Origin of the sequence: Pantoea sp. Cy-639 (assembly GCF_011752525.1) — a bacterium.
Taxonomy (GTDB): domain Bacteria; phylum Pseudomonadota; class Gammaproteobacteria; order Pseudomonadales; family Pseudomonadaceae; genus Aquipseudomonas.
On the sequence record NZ_VWXI01000002.1, the window covers coordinates 440248 to 457831 of the forward strand.

General features: G+C 66.2%; 14 protein-coding genes. 2 read left to right on the top strand and 12 right to left on the bottom strand.

Going from position 1 to position 17584, the window contains the following annotated elements; translation table 11 throughout:
• The first annotated feature begins 27 nt into the window (after nt 1–27).
• Nucleotides 28–4497, top strand: coding sequence for a hemagglutinin repeat-containing protein (locus F3J43_RS04305; protein ID WP_166883579.1), 4470 nt, complete (start codon nt 28–30; stop codon nt 4495–4497).
• Between the two features lie 104 nt (nt 4498–4601).
• Here the strand turns inward: F3J43_RS04305 and F3J43_RS04310 are convergent, their stop codons facing one another.
• From F3J43_RS04310 to F3J43_RS04365, 12 genes are read right to left on the bottom strand one after another with little or no spacing between them, the layout of a single operon-like run.
• Entirely contained in the window at nt 4602–5261 is a 660-nt protein-coding gene (locus F3J43_RS04310; RefSeq protein WP_166883580.1) for a type II secretion system protein N, read from the bottom strand.
• Nucleotides 5258–5644, bottom strand: coding sequence for a type II secretion system protein GspM (gene gspM, locus F3J43_RS04315; RefSeq protein WP_166883581.1), 387 nt, complete (start codon nt 5642–5644; stop codon nt 5258–5260). Before gspM ends, F3J43_RS04310 begins: the two co-directional genes overlap by 4 nt.
• Entirely contained in the window at nt 5641–6714 is a 1074-nt protein-coding gene (gene gspL / locus F3J43_RS04320; RefSeq protein WP_166883582.1) for a type II secretion system protein GspL, read from the bottom strand. Before gspL ends, gspM begins: the two co-directional genes overlap by 4 nt.
• Nucleotides 6711–7304, bottom strand: a complete 594-nt coding sequence (locus tag F3J43_RS04325; protein ID WP_166883583.1) for a prepilin-type N-terminal cleavage/methylation domain-containing protein — start codon at nt 7302–7304, stop codon at nt 6711–6713. The genes gspL and F3J43_RS04325 overlap by 4 nt, the downstream gene beginning before the upstream one ends.
• Nucleotides 7301–7669, bottom strand: a complete 369-nt coding sequence (locus tag F3J43_RS04330; protein WP_166883584.1) for a type II secretion system protein GspI — start codon at nt 7667–7669, stop codon at nt 7301–7303. Before F3J43_RS04330 ends, F3J43_RS04325 begins: the two co-directional genes overlap by 4 nt.
• The gene (gene gspH / locus F3J43_RS04335) at nt 7666–8127 is read right to left on the bottom strand and encodes a type II secretion system minor pseudopilin GspH (protein WP_205297613.1); all 462 of its coding nucleotides are present in this window, start codon (nt 8125–8127) and stop codon (nt 7666–7668) included. Before gspH ends, F3J43_RS04330 begins: the two co-directional genes overlap by 4 nt.
• Before the next feature lie 16 nt (nt 8128–8143).
• Nucleotides 8144–8578 (bottom strand): type II secretion system major pseudopilin GspG, encoded by a 435-nt coding sequence (gspG, locus tag F3J43_RS04340; protein ID WP_166883586.1) that lies wholly within the window; start codon nt 8576–8578, stop codon nt 8144–8146.
• A gap of 14 nt (nt 8579–8592) precedes the next feature.
• Complete coding sequence (gene gspF / locus F3J43_RS04345) at nt 8593–9795, bottom strand: type II secretion system inner membrane protein GspF (protein WP_166883587.1); 1203 nt, start codon at nt 9793–9795, stop codon at nt 8593–8595.
• A gap of 2 nt (nt 9796–9797) precedes the next feature.
• Entirely contained in the window at nt 9798–11246 is a 1449-nt protein-coding gene (locus tag F3J43_RS04350; RefSeq protein ID WP_166883588.1) for a GspE/PulE family protein, read from the bottom strand.
• On the bottom strand, nt 11246–13204 hold the full coding sequence (gene gspD, locus F3J43_RS04355) for a type II secretion system secretin GspD (RefSeq protein WP_166883589.1): 1959 nt from the start codon (nt 13202–13204) through the stop codon (nt 11246–11248). Before gspD ends, F3J43_RS04350 begins: the two co-directional genes overlap by 1 nt.
• A gap of 3 nt (nt 13205–13207) precedes the next feature.
• A complete protein-coding gene (locus tag F3J43_RS04360; protein WP_166883590.1) occupies nt 13208–13633 on the bottom strand; it encodes a pilus assembly protein PilZ in 426 nt (141 codons plus the stop codon).
• A complete protein-coding gene (locus F3J43_RS04365) occupies nt 13630–15270 on the bottom strand; it encodes a bifunctional UDP-sugar hydrolase/5'-nucleotidase (RefSeq protein WP_166883591.1) in 1641 nt (546 codons plus the stop codon). Before F3J43_RS04365 ends, F3J43_RS04360 begins: the two co-directional genes overlap by 4 nt.
• Nucleotides 15271–15494: 224 nt before the next feature.
• On the opposite strand from F3J43_RS04365, the gene F3J43_RS04370 reads away from it, so the two are divergent.
• Nucleotides 15495–17558, top strand: coding sequence for a PhoX family protein (locus F3J43_RS04370; protein WP_166883592.1), 2064 nt, complete (start codon nt 15495–15497; stop codon nt 17556–17558).
• Nucleotides 17559–17584 lie beyond the last annotated feature (26 nt).

Genomic DNA, 17584 nt, shown 5'->3' on the forward strand with positions numbered 1-17584 from the left:
CGTCCCATCCAAACCGAGATCATTACCATGCCCCCATCCAACCTCTCCCGCTCCCCGGCCAGGCCGGACAACCTGCGCTGGGCGATTTTCCTCGCCCTGCTGGGCACCAGCCAGGTACAGGCGCAGTTTCCCCTGCAAGCCCAAGCCGGTCCTGGCGGCACCCCGATCATCGACCATGGTCATGGCGTGCCAGTGATCAACATCGCCGCACCCAACGCCAATGGCCTGTCCCACAACCAGTTCCTCGACTACAACGTCGATCGACAAGGCCTGGTGCTGAACAACGCCCTGCAGGCCGGCTCATCGCAACTGGCTGGCCAACTGGCCGCCAATCCACAATTCCAGGGGCAGGCTGCCTCGACCATCCTCAATGAAGTGGTCAGCCGCAATGCCTCGCGGATCGAGGGCCCGCAGGAAATTTTCGGCCAGAAAGCCGACTACCTGCTGGCCAACCCCAATGGCATCACCCTCAACGGCGGTAGCTTCATCAATACCGCCAACGCGACGTTCCTCGTCGGCACACCTGGTATCGAGGACGGAAAGCTCCAGCGCCTCGATACCCTGTCAGCCCACGGCGACCTTCAGGTGCTGTCCGTTGGCCAGGCCAACGCCGAAGGTGCCCTGCGCCTGATCGCGCCACGCCTGCACAGCGAGGGCTATCTGAAAGCCAAGGAGCATCTGGATATCGTGGTTGGGCGCAACGTCATCGACCAGCACAATGGCAGAATTCTCGAACATCGCCCCGGCCTACCGGCAACCATCGATGCCAACCTGCTCGGCGCCATGCATGCAGGACGCATCCGTATCCGCAGCACCGCCGAGGGGGCAGGCGTGCGCATGGGACCGACCTGGGTCAGTGCAGACAAAGGCATGAGCATCGAGTCGGCAGGCAGGCTGGACATCGTCGGTGAACATGACCGTCCGGTGGTATTCAAGAGCGAACAGGGCACATTACGCTTCAAGGCCGCCGATGACCTGCACCTGCGTGCCGTCGATGGACATGCCAGACAGATCTCCGTCCAGGCCGGCAAGAACCTGTTCGTGGACGCGGCGGTCAAGCAGCAGCGCATGCACGACAGGACAGAGACCGATCGCTACAACGCCACGGAACGTCAAAGCACCGCCGACCAGTTCGAAATCACCACCTTGCGCAGCAGCGATGGCACTACGCTACGCTCAGGGCAGGGCATGGAGCTGACAGCAGCAAGGCTGACGGCCGGTGACGCCCTACGGCTGGAAAGCGGCGCTGACCTGACGATTACGGCAGGGATCAAGAACGAATGGGGTCATGAGCCCCAAAGTGAGTACGACGAAATCTGGCGCGACAACCAGCGCAGCAGCTACCAAAGGCAAAGTGCGGTAGGAAGCCGGCTGGTCGCCAACGACCTGCAGATCGCCACTGCCGGAACGTTCACAGCCCGCGCAAGCCAGCTTAAAAGCTATGGCCATCTGCAAGTCAATGCTGAAAAGGCCACGATAGAGCACCAGGGTCTGATGGAGAAGACGCAGCACTGGACCCGAGACAAGCACATTGACAATGCCCCGGACCAGCAGCAGCAATGGAATGCTGCCTCCAGCCACGTCACCGCCCGAACCCTGGGCGTGAAGGCTGGGCAGATCACGCTCAAGGGCAGCCACCTGACCAGCGGTGACGACACCCTGCTTGAAAGCAGCCAGGGGCCGTTGCTGGTGGAGGCTGCTCGGACTCGCGAAGAATCCACCCATTCGAAAACAAGCAAGCGCCTACTGGGCGCTCTGGGCAGCACGCAGAAAAGCCATGTCACCAAGCAGTTGGCACAACATAGCTCGATTCATGCCGGCGGTGACCTGCGCCTCTCCAGCGCAGACGAACTCCGCATCCATGGCAGCGAACTCAAGTCAGGCAGGCAACTGAGCCTGAAGTCAGAGGGCAACCTGTTCCTCGACAGCACCGAGTCATTTCGCGACAGCGTCAGCAACTCCTCGAGCAAGGAGTTCACTGCCGGAATTCGTGAAACCCTGAAAGCGCAGGATGGCAAGCCTGGCTCGCGCCAGTGGGAAGCCTTCGCCGGCCTGGTCACCCCAGAGAAAACCATGGCAACGCGTGAAAAAACTTCAACCGCCAGTGTCATCGAAGGCGGCTCGGTCAGCCTGAACAGTAAAGGGCTGTTGCAGACCGATGGCGCCAAGCTGCAAGCCAGGACTGGCAACCTCGACCTGGAAGGTAGCCAGGTCAGCCTGGGGGCTGCTCAGCACTTCAGCAATGAGTCCACCCATGTCCATGAGCGCGGCGTGGAGTTGGCCTTTACCGCCGGTGTCGACCGAATAGGCCACTCCTACGGGTTGACGGACGAAACCGAAATATCGAGCCGCCGAGGCAACAGAACCCAGGGTAGCGAGTTGCTGGCCAAAGGTGACGTGACGATCAAGAGCGCAAGCCTGATCACCGAAGCCAGCCGTATCAACGCGGACGGGAACCTCAAGATCACTTCAGGCCATATCGACAACCGCGCCATGACGGATACTGAGGTTCAACAGAGCGCGAACGACAGCTGGCGTATCGGTGCCGGGGTCAGCGTGGAATACGCGGGGTTGACCAAGCCCTTCCTTGAAATTGCCGACGGCAAGCCCGCCGACCGCTTCCAGCAAGACGCACTGCACGATGCCCTCAGCCCGCCCAGCTTTGGTGCCGACCTGACAGTCCGTCATAACGAACGTCGCGAACCCCGGTTGATAGGGACGGCCCGGATCAGTGAACTCAGCGGGGCCTCGATCGATGTCAAGGCCGATGTCATCGACGATCAGGGCACCGCCTGGACGGCCAGCGCCGGCAAATTGAAAATCGATGCCCGGCAGCACCACATGCAGGCGGCTCAAAGTCGCAATGTGCATACCGTGGAAAACCTGGCGGGCGATGGTGACATCCGCATCGATACCACCACCGGTGAGGACATCGGTGTCCGAGGCGCAGGCAAGGGTGGCTACCGGGAAAAGGTGGCAACGCTCACCCGTGCGGTCGTCGGCCTTCTGCGTGGCCAGCAAGGCGTGGACATCCGGTTGCAAGGCGATGGCCAGTACGAAGGCACCCGAATCGACGGGGGCGAGGGCAGCGTATTGCTGCGCACTGACGGCAGCTTGTCGCTGACCCAGGCCACGGACAGCAACCACCTGCTTGCCGGCTCACGAGATGCCAAGGCCCGACTCAAGTTCGGTAACAAGCCGGGGGAGAAAAATGCCGAGTTCCGCGGCTACTTCGACCAGACGAGTCGTGAAGAGACGCAAACCTCGGCGCGTGTCGCCCAGGTCGATGGCAAAGGTGAAATCCTGCTGAGCAGCCTCGGCGATCAATCGCATGTAGGCACGCGTATCGGCAGTGAGGGCAGCGGGACCGGCGAGATCAACCTCCATAGCGGCGGTGCCTTGAAGGTTTCCAGCGCCAGCAACACCCACAAGGCAACCGGCGAGCGGCTGGACGCAGGTGCAGAGCTGGGCCGCAAGAAAGGTAATACCCATGGCCTGGGCATCGGTGGCCACCTGGGTGGCGGCAAGGTCGACGAGAATGATCGCTGGGCCGTGGATGCCAAGTTCCAGACGACGGCCAACATGACCCTGGCAAGCCAGGCCAGTGGCGTGCTGGCCCTTGATCTGGAGGGACTCCAGGCTTCGGCCAACCACTTGAGTCTGCAGGCACTGCGTGGCGGTATACGCATCCAGTCTTCGTCCAATCAGGAACAGCGGGACACCTGGGACGCCACCGTAGGCCTTGGCGGCCTCGACCACAAGGGCAAGACTGAAACCTCGGGCGCATTCATCCGGATCAAGGTCGAGGTTGACCAGCGCCAGAATCAAACCTGGAACGCCAACACGCTCAAGGCCCAATCCCTCGAACTGGAGAGCGGCGGCGATGCCCACCTGCAAGGTGCTCGCCTGGAAGCCAATCTGATCACCGGTCGGATAAAGGGTGATCTGCATGTCGAAAGCCGTCAGGACAACGTCGGCACCTGGATCGTCGGTACCGATATCCGCGCCAGCCACCAGAACAATCCCCAGGGCTGGGCAAACGCTGTAGGCGCCTTCGCCGGCCCATGGGGCAAGGAGGCCAAAGAGCGACTCAAGGAGCTGACCAAGCACCAGCCGAACAACTATCGCTACCCCCAGATCCATGTCCTGCGCGAGAAACGTGACACCGTTGCCCATCAGGCCGCGCTCGACGGACGCGATGGTATCGACCTGAAGGTTGCTGGCGGTGTTCACCTGGTCGGCGCGAAGCTGACCGCCGCCAACGGTAGCATCCGCCATGGCGCTAGCAGCGTGACGACCCAGTCACTCAGCGGCAACGACTACCGCGCAGCAGCATCGGTCGACCTGTCCAACTCGGTATTGGACCTGATACCCGCCTATGTCAAAGGCAACTCGGAAAAAGGCGCCGCGGACGGGGAAAACTGGGTGAACATACTCGGCCTGGTCAAAGGCAGCGGTCATTATCGTCAGGAACAGTGGGCGGCGAGCATCGACTAGCACACCACCGGTTCTTTCGCGACATGCTCGCGAAAGAACCGGTGCACCAGCCTGAATGCTGAGTTAAAGGGCAGGTGCAATGAGCTCATCCTGCCTATTGGCAGTCACCAGCGTATCTCCCGCTGTCCCTCCAACGCCTGCTCACCCAACCACTGCGCGCCACGCAACACCGGCGTGAGAGCCGCCTCAGGCTGGACCTGGAGGTCTAGCCTGGCCCGTCGCCCCACCAGATCGACATCCAGCCGCATCTGATGCTGCTGCGCCAGCCCCAGCTCACCCACCAACTGCCAACCCACCGGGCAGTTCATTTCCAGCACGCCTCTTCCCAGCCCCAGCGACCAAGGCTCGACCAGCGCCAGGTCCTCTACCACCAGGCGCCCTTCGGATTGGCGACAATAGCCACCGCTGCCGGTGACACGCAGGCTGCCCTGCCACAGGCCAACCAGGCGATAGCCCTGGTCGAAGGCAGGGCGTGCGCCCAGTGCCACAAGCTCACCTTGCCAGCGCCAAGGCCAGCCCGCGAGGCTGACCTGCCACCCCTGTCCCTGGAAGTCCAGCCAGGCCTGCGCCTGGAGACGCCACGGGCTGAGTTCCCAGCGCAGGTGGCCTACTGGCCCGAGACGCGTGGCCTGGCCCTGCCATAGGCTGCCGACGACGCCTTCGGCTGGTACTCCCAACCCACGTGCCAGCCAGACGGCCGGCAGCTCGGCCAACAGGCACAAACCGAACACCAGCCCCAACCAGACGGTGTGACGACGGCTCATGGCCGCACCCTGGCATCGAAGCGCAAGCCCTGGTCGGTTCGCTCCAGTCCCCACTGCAAAGGTTGCGCGCCCTCTTCGTCCAGCACTTGCAGCCAGGCTTGCAGGTCATGGGCATCCGCCACCTGGCCACGCACCTGCCAAGCCTGTCCCTCAGGCTGCACGTCCAACAGCTGGATTCGCCGGGCCTGGGCCGTCTGGTGCAAGCGCTCGAGGCCAAGCGGCGGCCTGGCATCCAGTTGCACCGTGGACTGTGCCAACGCCTGCCATTGCCCCAGCACCTGCCAGTAGCCAAGCCCCTCGCGCACTGCCAGCAATAGCATCAACGCCACCACCAAGCCCCAGGCCAGCGGCAGGCGGTTACGCTGCCACCACAACGGATTCATGCCGCCTCCAGGTCGAATATCGCACTGCGCGCGCCATCCTCGACATGCACTTGCCCCCCCATCGTCGTCGCCATCGCCTGCCAGGGCGGCGTATCGCCGCTGCCTTCCAGCTCCAGCCGCCAACGCTGACCATCGAAGTGCGCACTGCGCAAACGCCAACCCGGGTGCTCGTCCAGCCATGCCTGCAACTGGGCCTGTCCGCTTTCCAACTGTCGCAGGCGCAACTGCCGCTCGGCGCTGAAATCACGCAAACGGCGTAATGCCTGAGCTGCCAGGCCTGGCGTGGCCTGAGGCCCAGTCACCGCCTGCACCTGCTCACGGTAGAGCTGCGCCTGGCGCCACTGCAGGCTCAGCCACGCCCCAGCCCAGACGGTGGCCAGCACCAGGCAAGCCACCACCAGGCGCCGCTGCGAGGGTGCCAACAGCGGCAAGGCGCGGGCACGACGGGCCTCGAACAGTCCCGGCAAGCCATCCAGCGCCGTCACGGTATGCGGCCAGGCAGCATCGAGCGGTATCGACGTGCCGGTCTGCCAGGTCTGCGCCGGCGGCGCCCCCAGCGCCTGCGGCCATGCCAACCAATGAACATGGCCCTGCTCGTCACGCCCCAGGCACAACGTCTGCCCACCCCGCTGCCAGCGCCAGCTATCGCCCGTCGCGGGGGTAGGCAGCAACTGCAACTCCGCCCAGCAGCGCTCCAGCGGCAATGCCCACTCCGCGCACTGCGCCTGCCAGGACTCGAGCTGCGCCCGGGCCACCACCAGCAGACGTAATTGTCCAGGCGTGCGTTCGATGCAGGCGCAGAATAGCTGGTCGGCGTCCTGCAACAGCCGATCCTCGAGCAGCAAGGGCCACTCCTCGCGCTTGAGCCCGGGCGGCGCAGCCACCTGGAAATGACTGCAGGCCTCGCCCGGCACGATCAGCGCCACTCGCGCCTCGAGGTCCGCAGGCGGACGGCCCTGGCCCTGGCGCAGCGGTCGGTCCTGCGCCAGCAGCAACCAGTCCCACGCCGGCCCTGGCCGTACCAGCAGCCAGGGCCGGCGTGGCTTGCGACGCCGCCATTCAAGCTTCATGAACGCCCCCAGGGTAGAACGAAGGTACAGACATAAGGTGCTCCATCACGCACGAACTCCACGCGCACACCACGCCCGGGGTGCGCCGGTTGATCGGAAGGCCAGGCCAGCCAACGGTCGGACTGGTGGTAGAGAATGTTCAGCGCGCTGACCCGTGCCAGTTGCTCGCGCATCACCCAGTGCGGCGCCTCGGCGGCATACAGGTCGGCGGAGGTTTCCAGTAACAGCCGTTGCTCGCGTGCGTCGAAACGCAGGCGCTGGCGCTGCAGGCGTGAGCCACCCTCGGCCTGGGGCCAGGCGGCTGCGGCCACCCACGACAACTGCTGACGATCGGGCTGCCAGTCGAGCCAACGTACCGCCAAAGGCAGGCGTTGCTCGTAGAGACGGCGCAGCACCGGGCTGTCGAAGCGCCGCTCCAGCGCCAGGCAGAAGTCGGCCACACCGGTTTCAGGGGCCTGCCTATCGAGGCGCTCGCGCACCTTGAGCCAACCGTTGACCAAGGCCGCCAGCAACAAGCCGAGCAACACCGTCAGGGCCAGTGCCACCATCAGCTCGATCAGCGTCATCCCCGCCTCTGCCCGCCGCCTCATGGTCGCTCCAGGAAGACCGTGTACTGCCCCAGCGGCAGGCGCTGGTCACGGTCGGCGAACAACAGCAACTCGCCACGGCGCAGGTCGCGCACGCCGGTACCACGCAATTGCAGGTGCCAGTGGCACGCCTGGTCGCCCTCGGCCAGCAGGCCACTGGCCTGGTCAGTCACCGGCCAGAACTGCTCGACCACGAAGCGCGCCTGCAACTCGCGGGCGCAAAGCACGCCGAGGCGATGCTGTTGCACGCTGTGCTGCACTGCCAGGCGCTGGCGCAGGACCTGGCTGGTGATCACCGCCAGTACCGCGGCGATGGCCAGGGCCACGCTCACCTCCAGCAAGGTGAAGCCCTGTTGCCGCCGCCTCATGGCCGGTTGTCCACTCGCAGGTGACCATCACGATCCCAGCGCCAGGCCTGGCCGCCATTGGCCCAGTGCCAACGTACAGCGCCCGGCTGCGCCCAGCCGTCGGGGGTGAACAACAGCGCAGGCGTACGACTGGCTGGCCAATCGGGGCGCAGGTCCTTTGGCCATTCCCCCAGGGCGACCGGCTCGACCATCCACTGCTCGCCCTGGCGGCGCACGAACTCAGGCCGCTGGCCGTTCCAGCGCAGTCCGCGCAACTGCCCGGCATGACGCGCCAGGCCCGCCTGGGCCACGGTGACGGCCGCGAGGCGCTCGAGGGCCTGGTCGGCGCTGGCCTTGCCGCTGTCCAGCCAGGCCACTGCCAGGCCGGTCATCAGCCCGGCAATGGCCAGCACCACCAACAGCTCGAGCAGGCTGAAGCCACGTTGAACACCCGCCCTGCCCGGCGAACGCGCGCCCAAGACCAACCTCGTCAACTCAAAGCGCCCAGTTGCCCAGGTCGGCATCCAGCCCCTCGCCACCGGGCTGGCCATCGGCGCCCAGCGAATACACATCGACCCGCCCATGCTCGCCGGGCATGCGGTACTGGTACGGCGAACCCCACGGGTCCTCCGGCAACCGGCGGATATAACCATCGCTGCGCCAGTTGCGCGGCAACGGCTCGACGGTCGGCTGCTTCGCCAGGGCCGCCAGCCCCTGCTCGTTGCTGGGGAAGCGCAGGTTGTCCAGGCGGTACATGTCCAGCGCCTGCTCCAGGGTAGCTAGGTCGGCCATGACCTTCTGCTTCATCGCCTTGTCCTGGTTGCCCAGCACACTAGGGGCGACCACGGCGATCAACAGGCCGATGATGAAGATCACCACCATGATTTCCATCAGCGTGAAGCCGCGCTGGCGAGTGTGTCGTTGTTGCATCGAAGTTCTCCTTGTCACAGTTGCAATCCTTGGTTGAGCTGCATGATCGGCAACAGCACCGCCAGCACGATGAACAGCACCACCGCGCCCATCACCAGGATCATCAGCGGTTCGAACAGCGCCATGGCGGTGTCCACCTGGCGAGCGAAACCGCGCTCCTGGTCGTCGGCGACCCGCTCGAGCATGTCGGCCAGGGTGCCGCTGGCCTCGCCACTGCCGACCATGTTCACCAGCAGCGGCGGAAATTCCCCGGTGTTGTCCAGCGCCCGGTGCAGGCTGGAGCCCCCCTCCACCTGCTGGCGCACCTGCCCCATGGCGGCGCGGATACGCAGGTTGCCGACCGTTTCGGTGGCCACCTGCAACGCCTCGAGCAGGGCCACGCCGCTGCCGCAGAGGATCGCCAGGCTGCGCGCCAGGCGCGCGCTCTCCAGCACCTGCAGCACCGCGCCGATACGCGGCAGGCGCAACAGCAGGTCGTCACGACGCAGGCACCAGTGCGGCTTGCGCAACAGCCAGCCACCCAATACCGCGAGCAAGATCGCCCCACCCAGCAACCAGGGACCGGCCTGCACCAGCCCCTGGCTCAGGCCAATCAGCAGCGCGGTGATGAACGGCAGGCTCTGCCCGGAATGGGCGAACTGCTCGGTGAGCTTGGGCACCACGAAGGTCATCAGGCCGACCACCACCGCCAGCGACACCCCCATCAGCACCGCCGGGTAGATCAGCGCGGTGCGCGCCTTGTGGCGCTGGCGCTGCACCTGTTCGAGGTGATCGGCCAGGCGCGCCAGCACCTGGCCCAAGCGCCCCGAGCGCTCGCCGGCTTCGACCAGCGCGCAGTACAGTCCGCTGAACGGCGCGCCCTGGCGAGCCAGGCTGCGGGCCAGGCCCAGGCCTTCGGCGAGCGAGCCGCGCAGGCTCACCAGCACGGTGTGCAGGGCCGGCTGGCGCAATTGCCGCTCGAGGGTGGCCAGGGCATCCACCAACGGGATGCCGGCGCCGATCAGGGTCGCCAGCTGGCGTGTCAGCTCGCAAAGCTGGGCACGCCCGAGACGCTGGCGCCGCGGCTGCGAACGCTTGTCGTCATGCCGTTGCAGACTGCGTGCGAACAACCCCTGCTCACGCAGCAACTGCCGGGCGTGACGTTCGCTTTCAGCCTGCACACTGGCCTTGTGCGCCTTACCGGCAAGGTCCACGGCCTGGTAGCGGTAAGTCGGCATGTTCAGCCCTGCACCACGCGCAGCACTTCGGCCAGGCTGGTTTCGCCCCGCGCCAGGCAATCGCTGGCCATCGCCACCAGGCTTTGCCGGCGACCGTCCAGGTAGCCCTGCATGGCCAGCTCGCTTTCGCCGGCGTAGAGCATGGCTACCAACCCGGCATCCAGCTCGATGAATTCGTACAACCCCAGGCGCCCGACATAGCCACTGCCCTGGCATTGTTCGCAGCCCACCGGGTGATAGCTCTCGCGCAGGCTATCCAGCTCCGGCCACAGCGCGCGCTCGGTACACTGCAACGGCTGCGCCTGCGCGCAGGCGCACAGGCGGCGCACCAGGCGCTGGGCCAGCACTCCACGCAGGCACGAGGCGATCAGAAACGGTTCGATGCCCATGTCGCGCAGGCGCGTCACCGCGCCCACGGCACTGTTGGTGTGCAGCGTCGACAGCACCAGGTGGCCGGTAAGGCTGGCCTGCACGGCGATCTGCGCGGTCTCCTGGTCACGGATCTCGCCGAGCATGATCACGTCCGGGTCCTGGCGCAGGATCGCCCGCAGGCCGCTGGCGAAGGTCAGCCCGGCGCGCGGGTTGATGGCGGTCTGGCCGATACCGGCGATGGCGTACTCCACCGGGTCCTCGACAGTCAGGATGTTGCGGCTGCCGTCGTTGAGGCTGTTGAGGCTGGCGTACAGCGTGGTGGTCTTGCCCGAGCCGGTGGGACCGGTGGCCAGCACGATGCCGTTGGGTCGCGCCAGGCAGGCGCGCAAGCCACGCAGCACGGCGCCAGGCATGCCGAGATTGTCCAGCGCCAGCAGGCTGGCCTGCTTGTCGAGCACGCGCATCACCACCCGCTCGCCATGGATGCCTGGCAGGGTCGAGACCCGTACATCCACTTCGCGACCGGCAGCGCGCAGGGTGATACGGCCATCCTGGGGTTGGCGCTTCTCGGCGATATCCAGCCGGGCCATGACCTTGATCCGCGACACCAGCATCGCCGACAGCGCCCGCGGCGGGCGCAGCACTTCGCGCAGGTGGCCGTCGATGCGCAGGCGCACCACCAGGCTCTGCTCGAAGGTCTCGATATGGATATCCGAGGCCCGCAGGCGCAGGGCCTGGCCGAACAGACCGTTGATCAGGCGGATCACCGGCGCCTCGTCGTCGCTTTCCAGCAGGTCCTCGATACGCGGCATTTCGCTCATCAGGCTGTCCAGGTCGACCTGCTCGCCAATGCCCTCGATCAACGCCGCGGTGGCCGCCTCGCCGGCCTGGTACAGCTGGCCGAGACGCTCGTCGAACGTGTTGGCATCGAGCGCTTCGACCGCCAGCGGCTGGCCGTGCACGCGTAACAGTTCCTGCAACTGGTCACTGTCGGCATCGACGCGCAGCCACAGCTGCCAGCCTCCCTCGGCAGGTGCCATGGCCACGCCGCTGTGGCGCGCCAGACGATAGGCCAGCATCACCAGTCACCGCCTTCAAGACGTGCCCGGCTGGCCGGAAACGCCTGCAGCAACGGCACGCCTTCGGCCACCGTCGGCAGCTTGAGCGGGGTGTCCTGCTGCAGGCTGCGGTACTTCTGCTGGCTCAGGTCGGCCAGGCTTTGGCCATCGCGCAGGATTCGCGGACGGATGAACACCATCAGATTCTGCTTGCTGCTCTTGGTCGCGTCGGAACGGAACAGCCGGCCCAACCCTGGGATATCGCCAAGCAAAGGCACGCGCTGGTTCGAAGTATTCAACTGGTCGCTGATCAAGCCGCCGAGGATCACCAGGCCGTTGTCCTCGACCATCACCTTGGTGCGGATCTCGCGCTTGTTGGTGATCACGTCGCTGGCGGTGCGGGACTCGGCGATCGACGAAACCTCCTGGACGATGTCCAGACGCACGCTGTTGTCGATGTTGACCTGCGGCTTGATGCGCAGCTTCACCCCCACCTCCTTGCGCTCGATGGTCTGGTAGGGGTTGGCGTTGTTCTGGGTGATCGAGCCGGTGACGAACGGCACTTCCTGGCCGACCAGGATCGACGCCTCGGCGTTGTCCAGGGTCAACAGGGTCGGCGTCGACAATAGGTTGAAGCCGCTCTTGCCCTTGAGTGCGTTGACCAGCATGGCGAAGTTGAAACCGCCGCCGATATGGCCCAGGCCCACGGTGGCGCCCGTGGTGGCCGACAGCAGCTTGCCGAGTTTCTCGGTGTCGCCGCTGCCGGCGGCGCCGGCGATGCTGCCGATGTTCGCCCCGTTGCCGCCGAAGTTGACGATACCGGCGCCGAACTTCTCGTCGGCGAACAGCCACTGCACGCCCAGTTCCTGGGCGCTGCTGTCGGAGACTTCGGCGATGATCGCCTCGACCACCACCTGGGCGCGCCGGATATCGAGCTGCTCGACGATACTGCGGTAGGCGGCCAGCTCGCTGTCCGGACCCACCATGACCACGGCGTTGGTGCCCTCCTCGTACTCGAGGCGGATGCCCGAATCGCTGGCCGGCTGCAAGGGTTGGTCCTTGCCCTCACCTGCGCGCCCCTCGCTCGGCACCGCGCCGCCCTGGCTCAGCCCGCGCAGGACCTTGACCACTTCGGCGGCGCTGGCGTGGCGCAGGTACATGACCTGGGTGTTGCTGCTGCGCAGGCTGTCGCCGGGACGGTCGAGCTGGGCCAGCAGCACCCGCACCCGCTCGCGGCTGTCGGCGCTGCCGCGCACCAGCAGTGCATTGCTGCGCGGGTCGGCGACCACCTGGGCGCTGTCGGCGCCCTGCTCGCGGGCCAGCAAGCGGTTGATCAGGCCGGCGCTGTCGGTGGCGCTGGCATGCTTGAGCGGTATCACCTGCAACGGCTCGTCGCTGACCTGGTCGAGCTGACGCAGCAGGCTGTCGATGCGCTCCAGGTTGCTGCGCCAGTCGGTGACCACCAGCAGGTTGGCCGCAGGGTATGGCGTGATCACCCCGACCCGCGGGTCGACCAGCGGCTTGAGGATGTTGAGCATCTGCTCGCTGGCGGCATTGCGCACGTTGAACACCCGGGTCGCCACGCCATCGCTGGCAGCGGAAGGCTTGCCGGCGCGCTCCACGGGCACCGGCTCCAGACGCGCGGCCTGGTCCGGGACGATCTTCACGCTGCCATTGGGCAGGTCGACCGTGGCAAAACCCTGGGCGCGCAACTGGGCAAGGAAGATGTCGTAGATGGCGTCGGCGTCATGCCGATCGACCGTGCGCACGGTGACCTTGCCGGTGACCCGAGGGTCGACGATGAAGGTGGTGCCGGTGATCCGCGAGACGCTGTCGATGAACTCGCCCAGGTCGGTGTCGACGAAGTTCACCTCGTACAGCGGCGTGCCATCGTCGGCGAACACCTCTTCGGGCTCTTGCGCTCTGGCCAGGGACAGGCCGAAGGTCAGGACCACGGCCAGACAATACCTTGCAATCATCGTTCATCCTTGACGCTTGAAGCCGGTCACGGCAGGGCGTGGCGGCCAGGGCAGACGCTCGCGCCGCCCGTGGTTGTCGAAAATCAGGCCCTGGGCGTCGATGTCCTGCAGCACGATGCCCGGTGCCAGGCGCTGGCCACGGCCGAGCGTGCGCACCTGCTGGCCATGGCGCAGCACTACCACGCTGGCCGCCAACGGTTGAGCCTTGAGCCCGCCCAGGTACTGCAGTGGCAGGCGCGTGAGCGGCAGGCTGCCGTCGTCCACCGGCGCCTGCCAGTGCCCGGCCAGCAGCCCGGGCAATGCGCTGCGCGGCTGCACCGGTGCACTGGCCGGCTGGGGTTGGCGGGCGAAGGTCAGCACGCACTGTGCCGCCAGCCAGCCGGCAAGGGTCAGCAACAAGCCATTGGCCAGGCGCGGCAGCAGGTTCACGCCGCCACCTGGCGTGGATGCCAGCCAGGATGGCCCTGGACATGCCGCACCACCGGCACTTGCAGCGGCGCCAGGCGCCAGTCCGCTGTCTGCTGGGTCAGCCAGGCCTCGACCGTCTGCCACAATGGCGCTCCGGCCTGGGCATCGAATTGCACGGCGAAGGTGCGACACAGCCCCTGCACCGGTTCCAGGCCCGCGACGCGCTTGCCGCTGGGGCTATAGCTGACCTGCCAGGCCTGACCCTGCCAGCGCGGCAGGTCCTGGCTGTTGTCCAGCAACAGAGGATCGCCGAACAATTGCTCGGCGGCGTTCTCCAGTACCTGCTCGACTTGGCGCGCAGGGGCTTCGACCACCGGCGCGGAGTAGCCACCGGTCAGACAGATCAGGTGTTCGCGGGTGATCGGCTCGCCTGCCGCCAGCGGGTAGTCATAACGCAGGCCTGGCAGCAGTACCGGCATGCCCGAGCCATCGGCCAGGGCCTGGTGCAACAGACGGTCCCAACTGCCGCCACGGGTATCGCGACGCCACAACGCCTCCGGGGCGCGAGCCAGGGGTTGATCAAGCCAGGTCGCATGGCCGCCGCGCTGTTGTTGCAGCACCCCACGCAATTGGCTGGCGCGGGCCTGCGCGGCCGGACCGAGGCTGTGTTCGAAGGCTGGGAAGAAGCGCGCCTCGAAGCGCCACTGCCCAGCCGCCTGCTGACAGCGCAGACGAAACGCGCCGCTGCCCCGGCAACCGGCGAACAGCACCGGCACCTGCCGTCCGCTGGCCTGGGTGACCGACACCGGGGCCGGCCACAGGTCCTGGCCTCGGGCGCACAGCAGTACGTCGATATCCGCAACGCGTTCGGCCAGCCACAGTCCTGGCCCGGTGCCGACATCCGCCAGCGCCACCACCAGGTCGGCATCGCGACGGGCTTGCCGGAAACTCGGCAGCAACGCCTCGTACCACTGTTTGAGCGAAGCCTTCTGGTCCTGGGCATAGGGATCGGTGACACCGACCACCGCGACCCGCACACCCCCTCGGCGGAACAGTTTGACGGTCTCGAGGCCAAGCGCATCGCGCTGACCCGCGGACAATCCAGCGCCGAGGGTAATAGAGGAAGACTGGCGATACAGCGCAGCGCTGCGTTGCGGCCACAGCACCCGCTCATCGCTGCTGACCCGCGCCTCGCTGCCCAACAGCCGGCTGCCCTGTACCCCGCTCTCACCCTGGGTGAGGTAGGCCAGGCCACTGCCGTTCCAGCACTGGCCGTTCTCCAGGGTCAGGCAACGCTCGGCGCCAGCCTCCGTGCGCAGTTGCTCGAGCAGCGCCGCCAATACCGCATACCCCCCCAGGCGCGCCTGCGCCGCCTGGCTGGCATCGAGCAATGGCGCCAGCTCCGGCTGCCCGGCGCTGGCATGCGCGCCACTCATCCAGGGGGCTCGTCCCAGGTGACTTACCGGCCCCAGGCGCGTGGCCGGCACCACCGCCTGGCCCGGCAGGCGGGCATCGAGGGTATCGGCGACGTACAGCAGGTCCAACCCGTGCTCGCCGCCCGCGGAGGACGGCAGCGCAGAACAGGCGCCGAGCAGCGGTGCCAACGCACCGACGCCCATCCAGCGAATGACCTCGCGCCTTCCTACACTGCTTCCCATCGCCCCCGCCTTCCTTAACCCGAGTTCATGTTGGGCCCGGATATTGCGGCGTTTGCGTGACAGTTTGATGGCGGAAAACCGCTGGTAATTCCAAAACAATCTGTAACAAGAAAACTTAAGAACGCTGCGTTTTAAACCCGCGTTAACATTTCTGCCAATCAATCATCACACTAGCGTTCTAAAGTCGCGGTTTCCTTCAACTCACCGCATAAAAGGACACCCTGATGAGTCGAGACACCGGCGATAACCTGGACCGGAACCACAGCCACAACCTGCCGATGGCCAGCGTCATGGACGCTTACCTGAGCCGTCGCAGCGTGGTGCGCGGCAGCCTCGGCGCGGCAATCGCGATGATCGCCGGCACCGGCCTCACCGCCTGTTTCGATGGCGGCGGCGGCTCCAGCCACAAGGACCCGGCTCCCCAGCCCCCGGTGACCAACCCGGAAAAACCGAAACTCAAGCTGGGCTTCAGTTCCATCGCCGGCTCGCGCACCGACGCCTGTGTCGTCGCCCCCGGCTACAGCGCCTATGTCATCGCCCCCTGGGGCACTCCGCTGACCGCCCTCGGCAATCCCTGGAAGGCCGATGGCAGCAACACCTCTGCCGACCAGGCCAATGCCATGGGCATGCACCATGACGGCATGCACTTCTTCCCCATCAACGGCAGTTCCGACGACGGCCTGCTGGCGATCAACTTCGAGTACATCGACACCGCCGCCCTGCACCCGGCCGGCCCGACCACCGACGCCAGCGGCAAGCGCCCGGCCGAGGAAGTGCGCAAGGAAATCAACGCCCATGGCGCCGGCGTGGTGCGCCTGAGCAAGGTCAACGGCCGCTGGCAAGTAGTGCAGAACGATCCGCTCAACCGCCGCTTCACCACTGCCTCGCTGATGGATATCGCCGGCCCGCTGCGCGGCACCGACCACGTCAAGACCAAGTTCTCGCCCACCGGCACCCAGTGCCGCGGCACCAACAACAACTGCGGCAACGGCTACACCCCATGGGGCACCTACCTGACCTGCGAGGAAAACTGGCCGGGCATCTTCGTCAACAAGGGCGTGCGTCCGGCCGACCAGACCCGGATCGGCGTCGGCGGCTCGAGCGGCCAGTACAAGTGGGAAAGCGCCGCCGGCGACGCCAGCGAGGTGGCCGACGAGTTCGCCCGTTTCAACATCACCCCGAGCGGCGCCAGCGCCACCGCCGACTACCGCAACGAAGCCAGCACCTACGGCTACATCGTCGAGATCGATCCATACAACGCCGCCACCCTGGCCGTGAAGCGCACCGCCCTGGGCCGCTTCCGCCACGAAGGTTGCTGCCCGGGCCTGGCGGTGGCCGGCAAGCCGCTGGTCTGGTACACCGGCGATGACTCCAACAACGAATACCTGTACAAGTTCGTCTCCGACGCGGTATGGGACCCCGCCGATACCAGCCCGGCCGACCGCCTGGCCACCGGCGCCAAGTACCTGGACAAGGGCAAGCTCTACGTGGCTCGCTTCAACGCCGACGGCAGCGGCGTGTGGCTGCTGCTGGACGTCAACACCGCGACCAGCGCAGGCAGCACCCTGGGGGCGCTGTACGGCGATCTGCCGGGCATCATCATCAACACCCGCGGCGCCGCCGACGCAGTGGGCGCCACGCCCATGGACCGCCCCGAATGGACTGCGGTCAACCCGCTCAACGGCGATGTCTACCTGACCCTGACCAACAACAGCTCGCGCACCCCGGCCAAGGTCGACGCCGCCAACCCGCGCGGCCCTAACCGCCATGGCCATATCATCCGCTGGCACGACAGCGCCGATCACAAGTCCTTTACCTGGGACATCTTCGTATTCGGCGCCAACGCAGCCGGCGCTCCGGATATCAACCGCTCGGGCCTGACCGAACTGAACCAGTTCGCCAGCCCCGACGGCATGAGCTTCGATAGCCGGGGCGTGCTGTGGTTCGAGACCGACAACAGCGAGGCCACCCTGACCAGCTACACCAACGACCAGTTGCTGGCGGTGATTCCCACCGACCTAGTGGACGCCAATGGCAAGCAGGTACCGATCAACGCCACCAACCAGGTGGACCTGCGCCGCTTCTTTGTCGGCCCGAACGGTTGCGAAGTCACCGGCATCACCTTCACGCCAGACAACAAGACGCTGTTCATCAACATCCAGCACCCGGACAACTGGCCGACCACCGACAAGGCCACCGACGTCACCGCCACCGGCACCACGGTGCGCCCACGCTCGTCGACCGTGGTCATTCAGCGCAACGATGGTGGCGAGATCGGCACGGCCTGAACAAGCCAGAAATGAAGAAGCCGCCC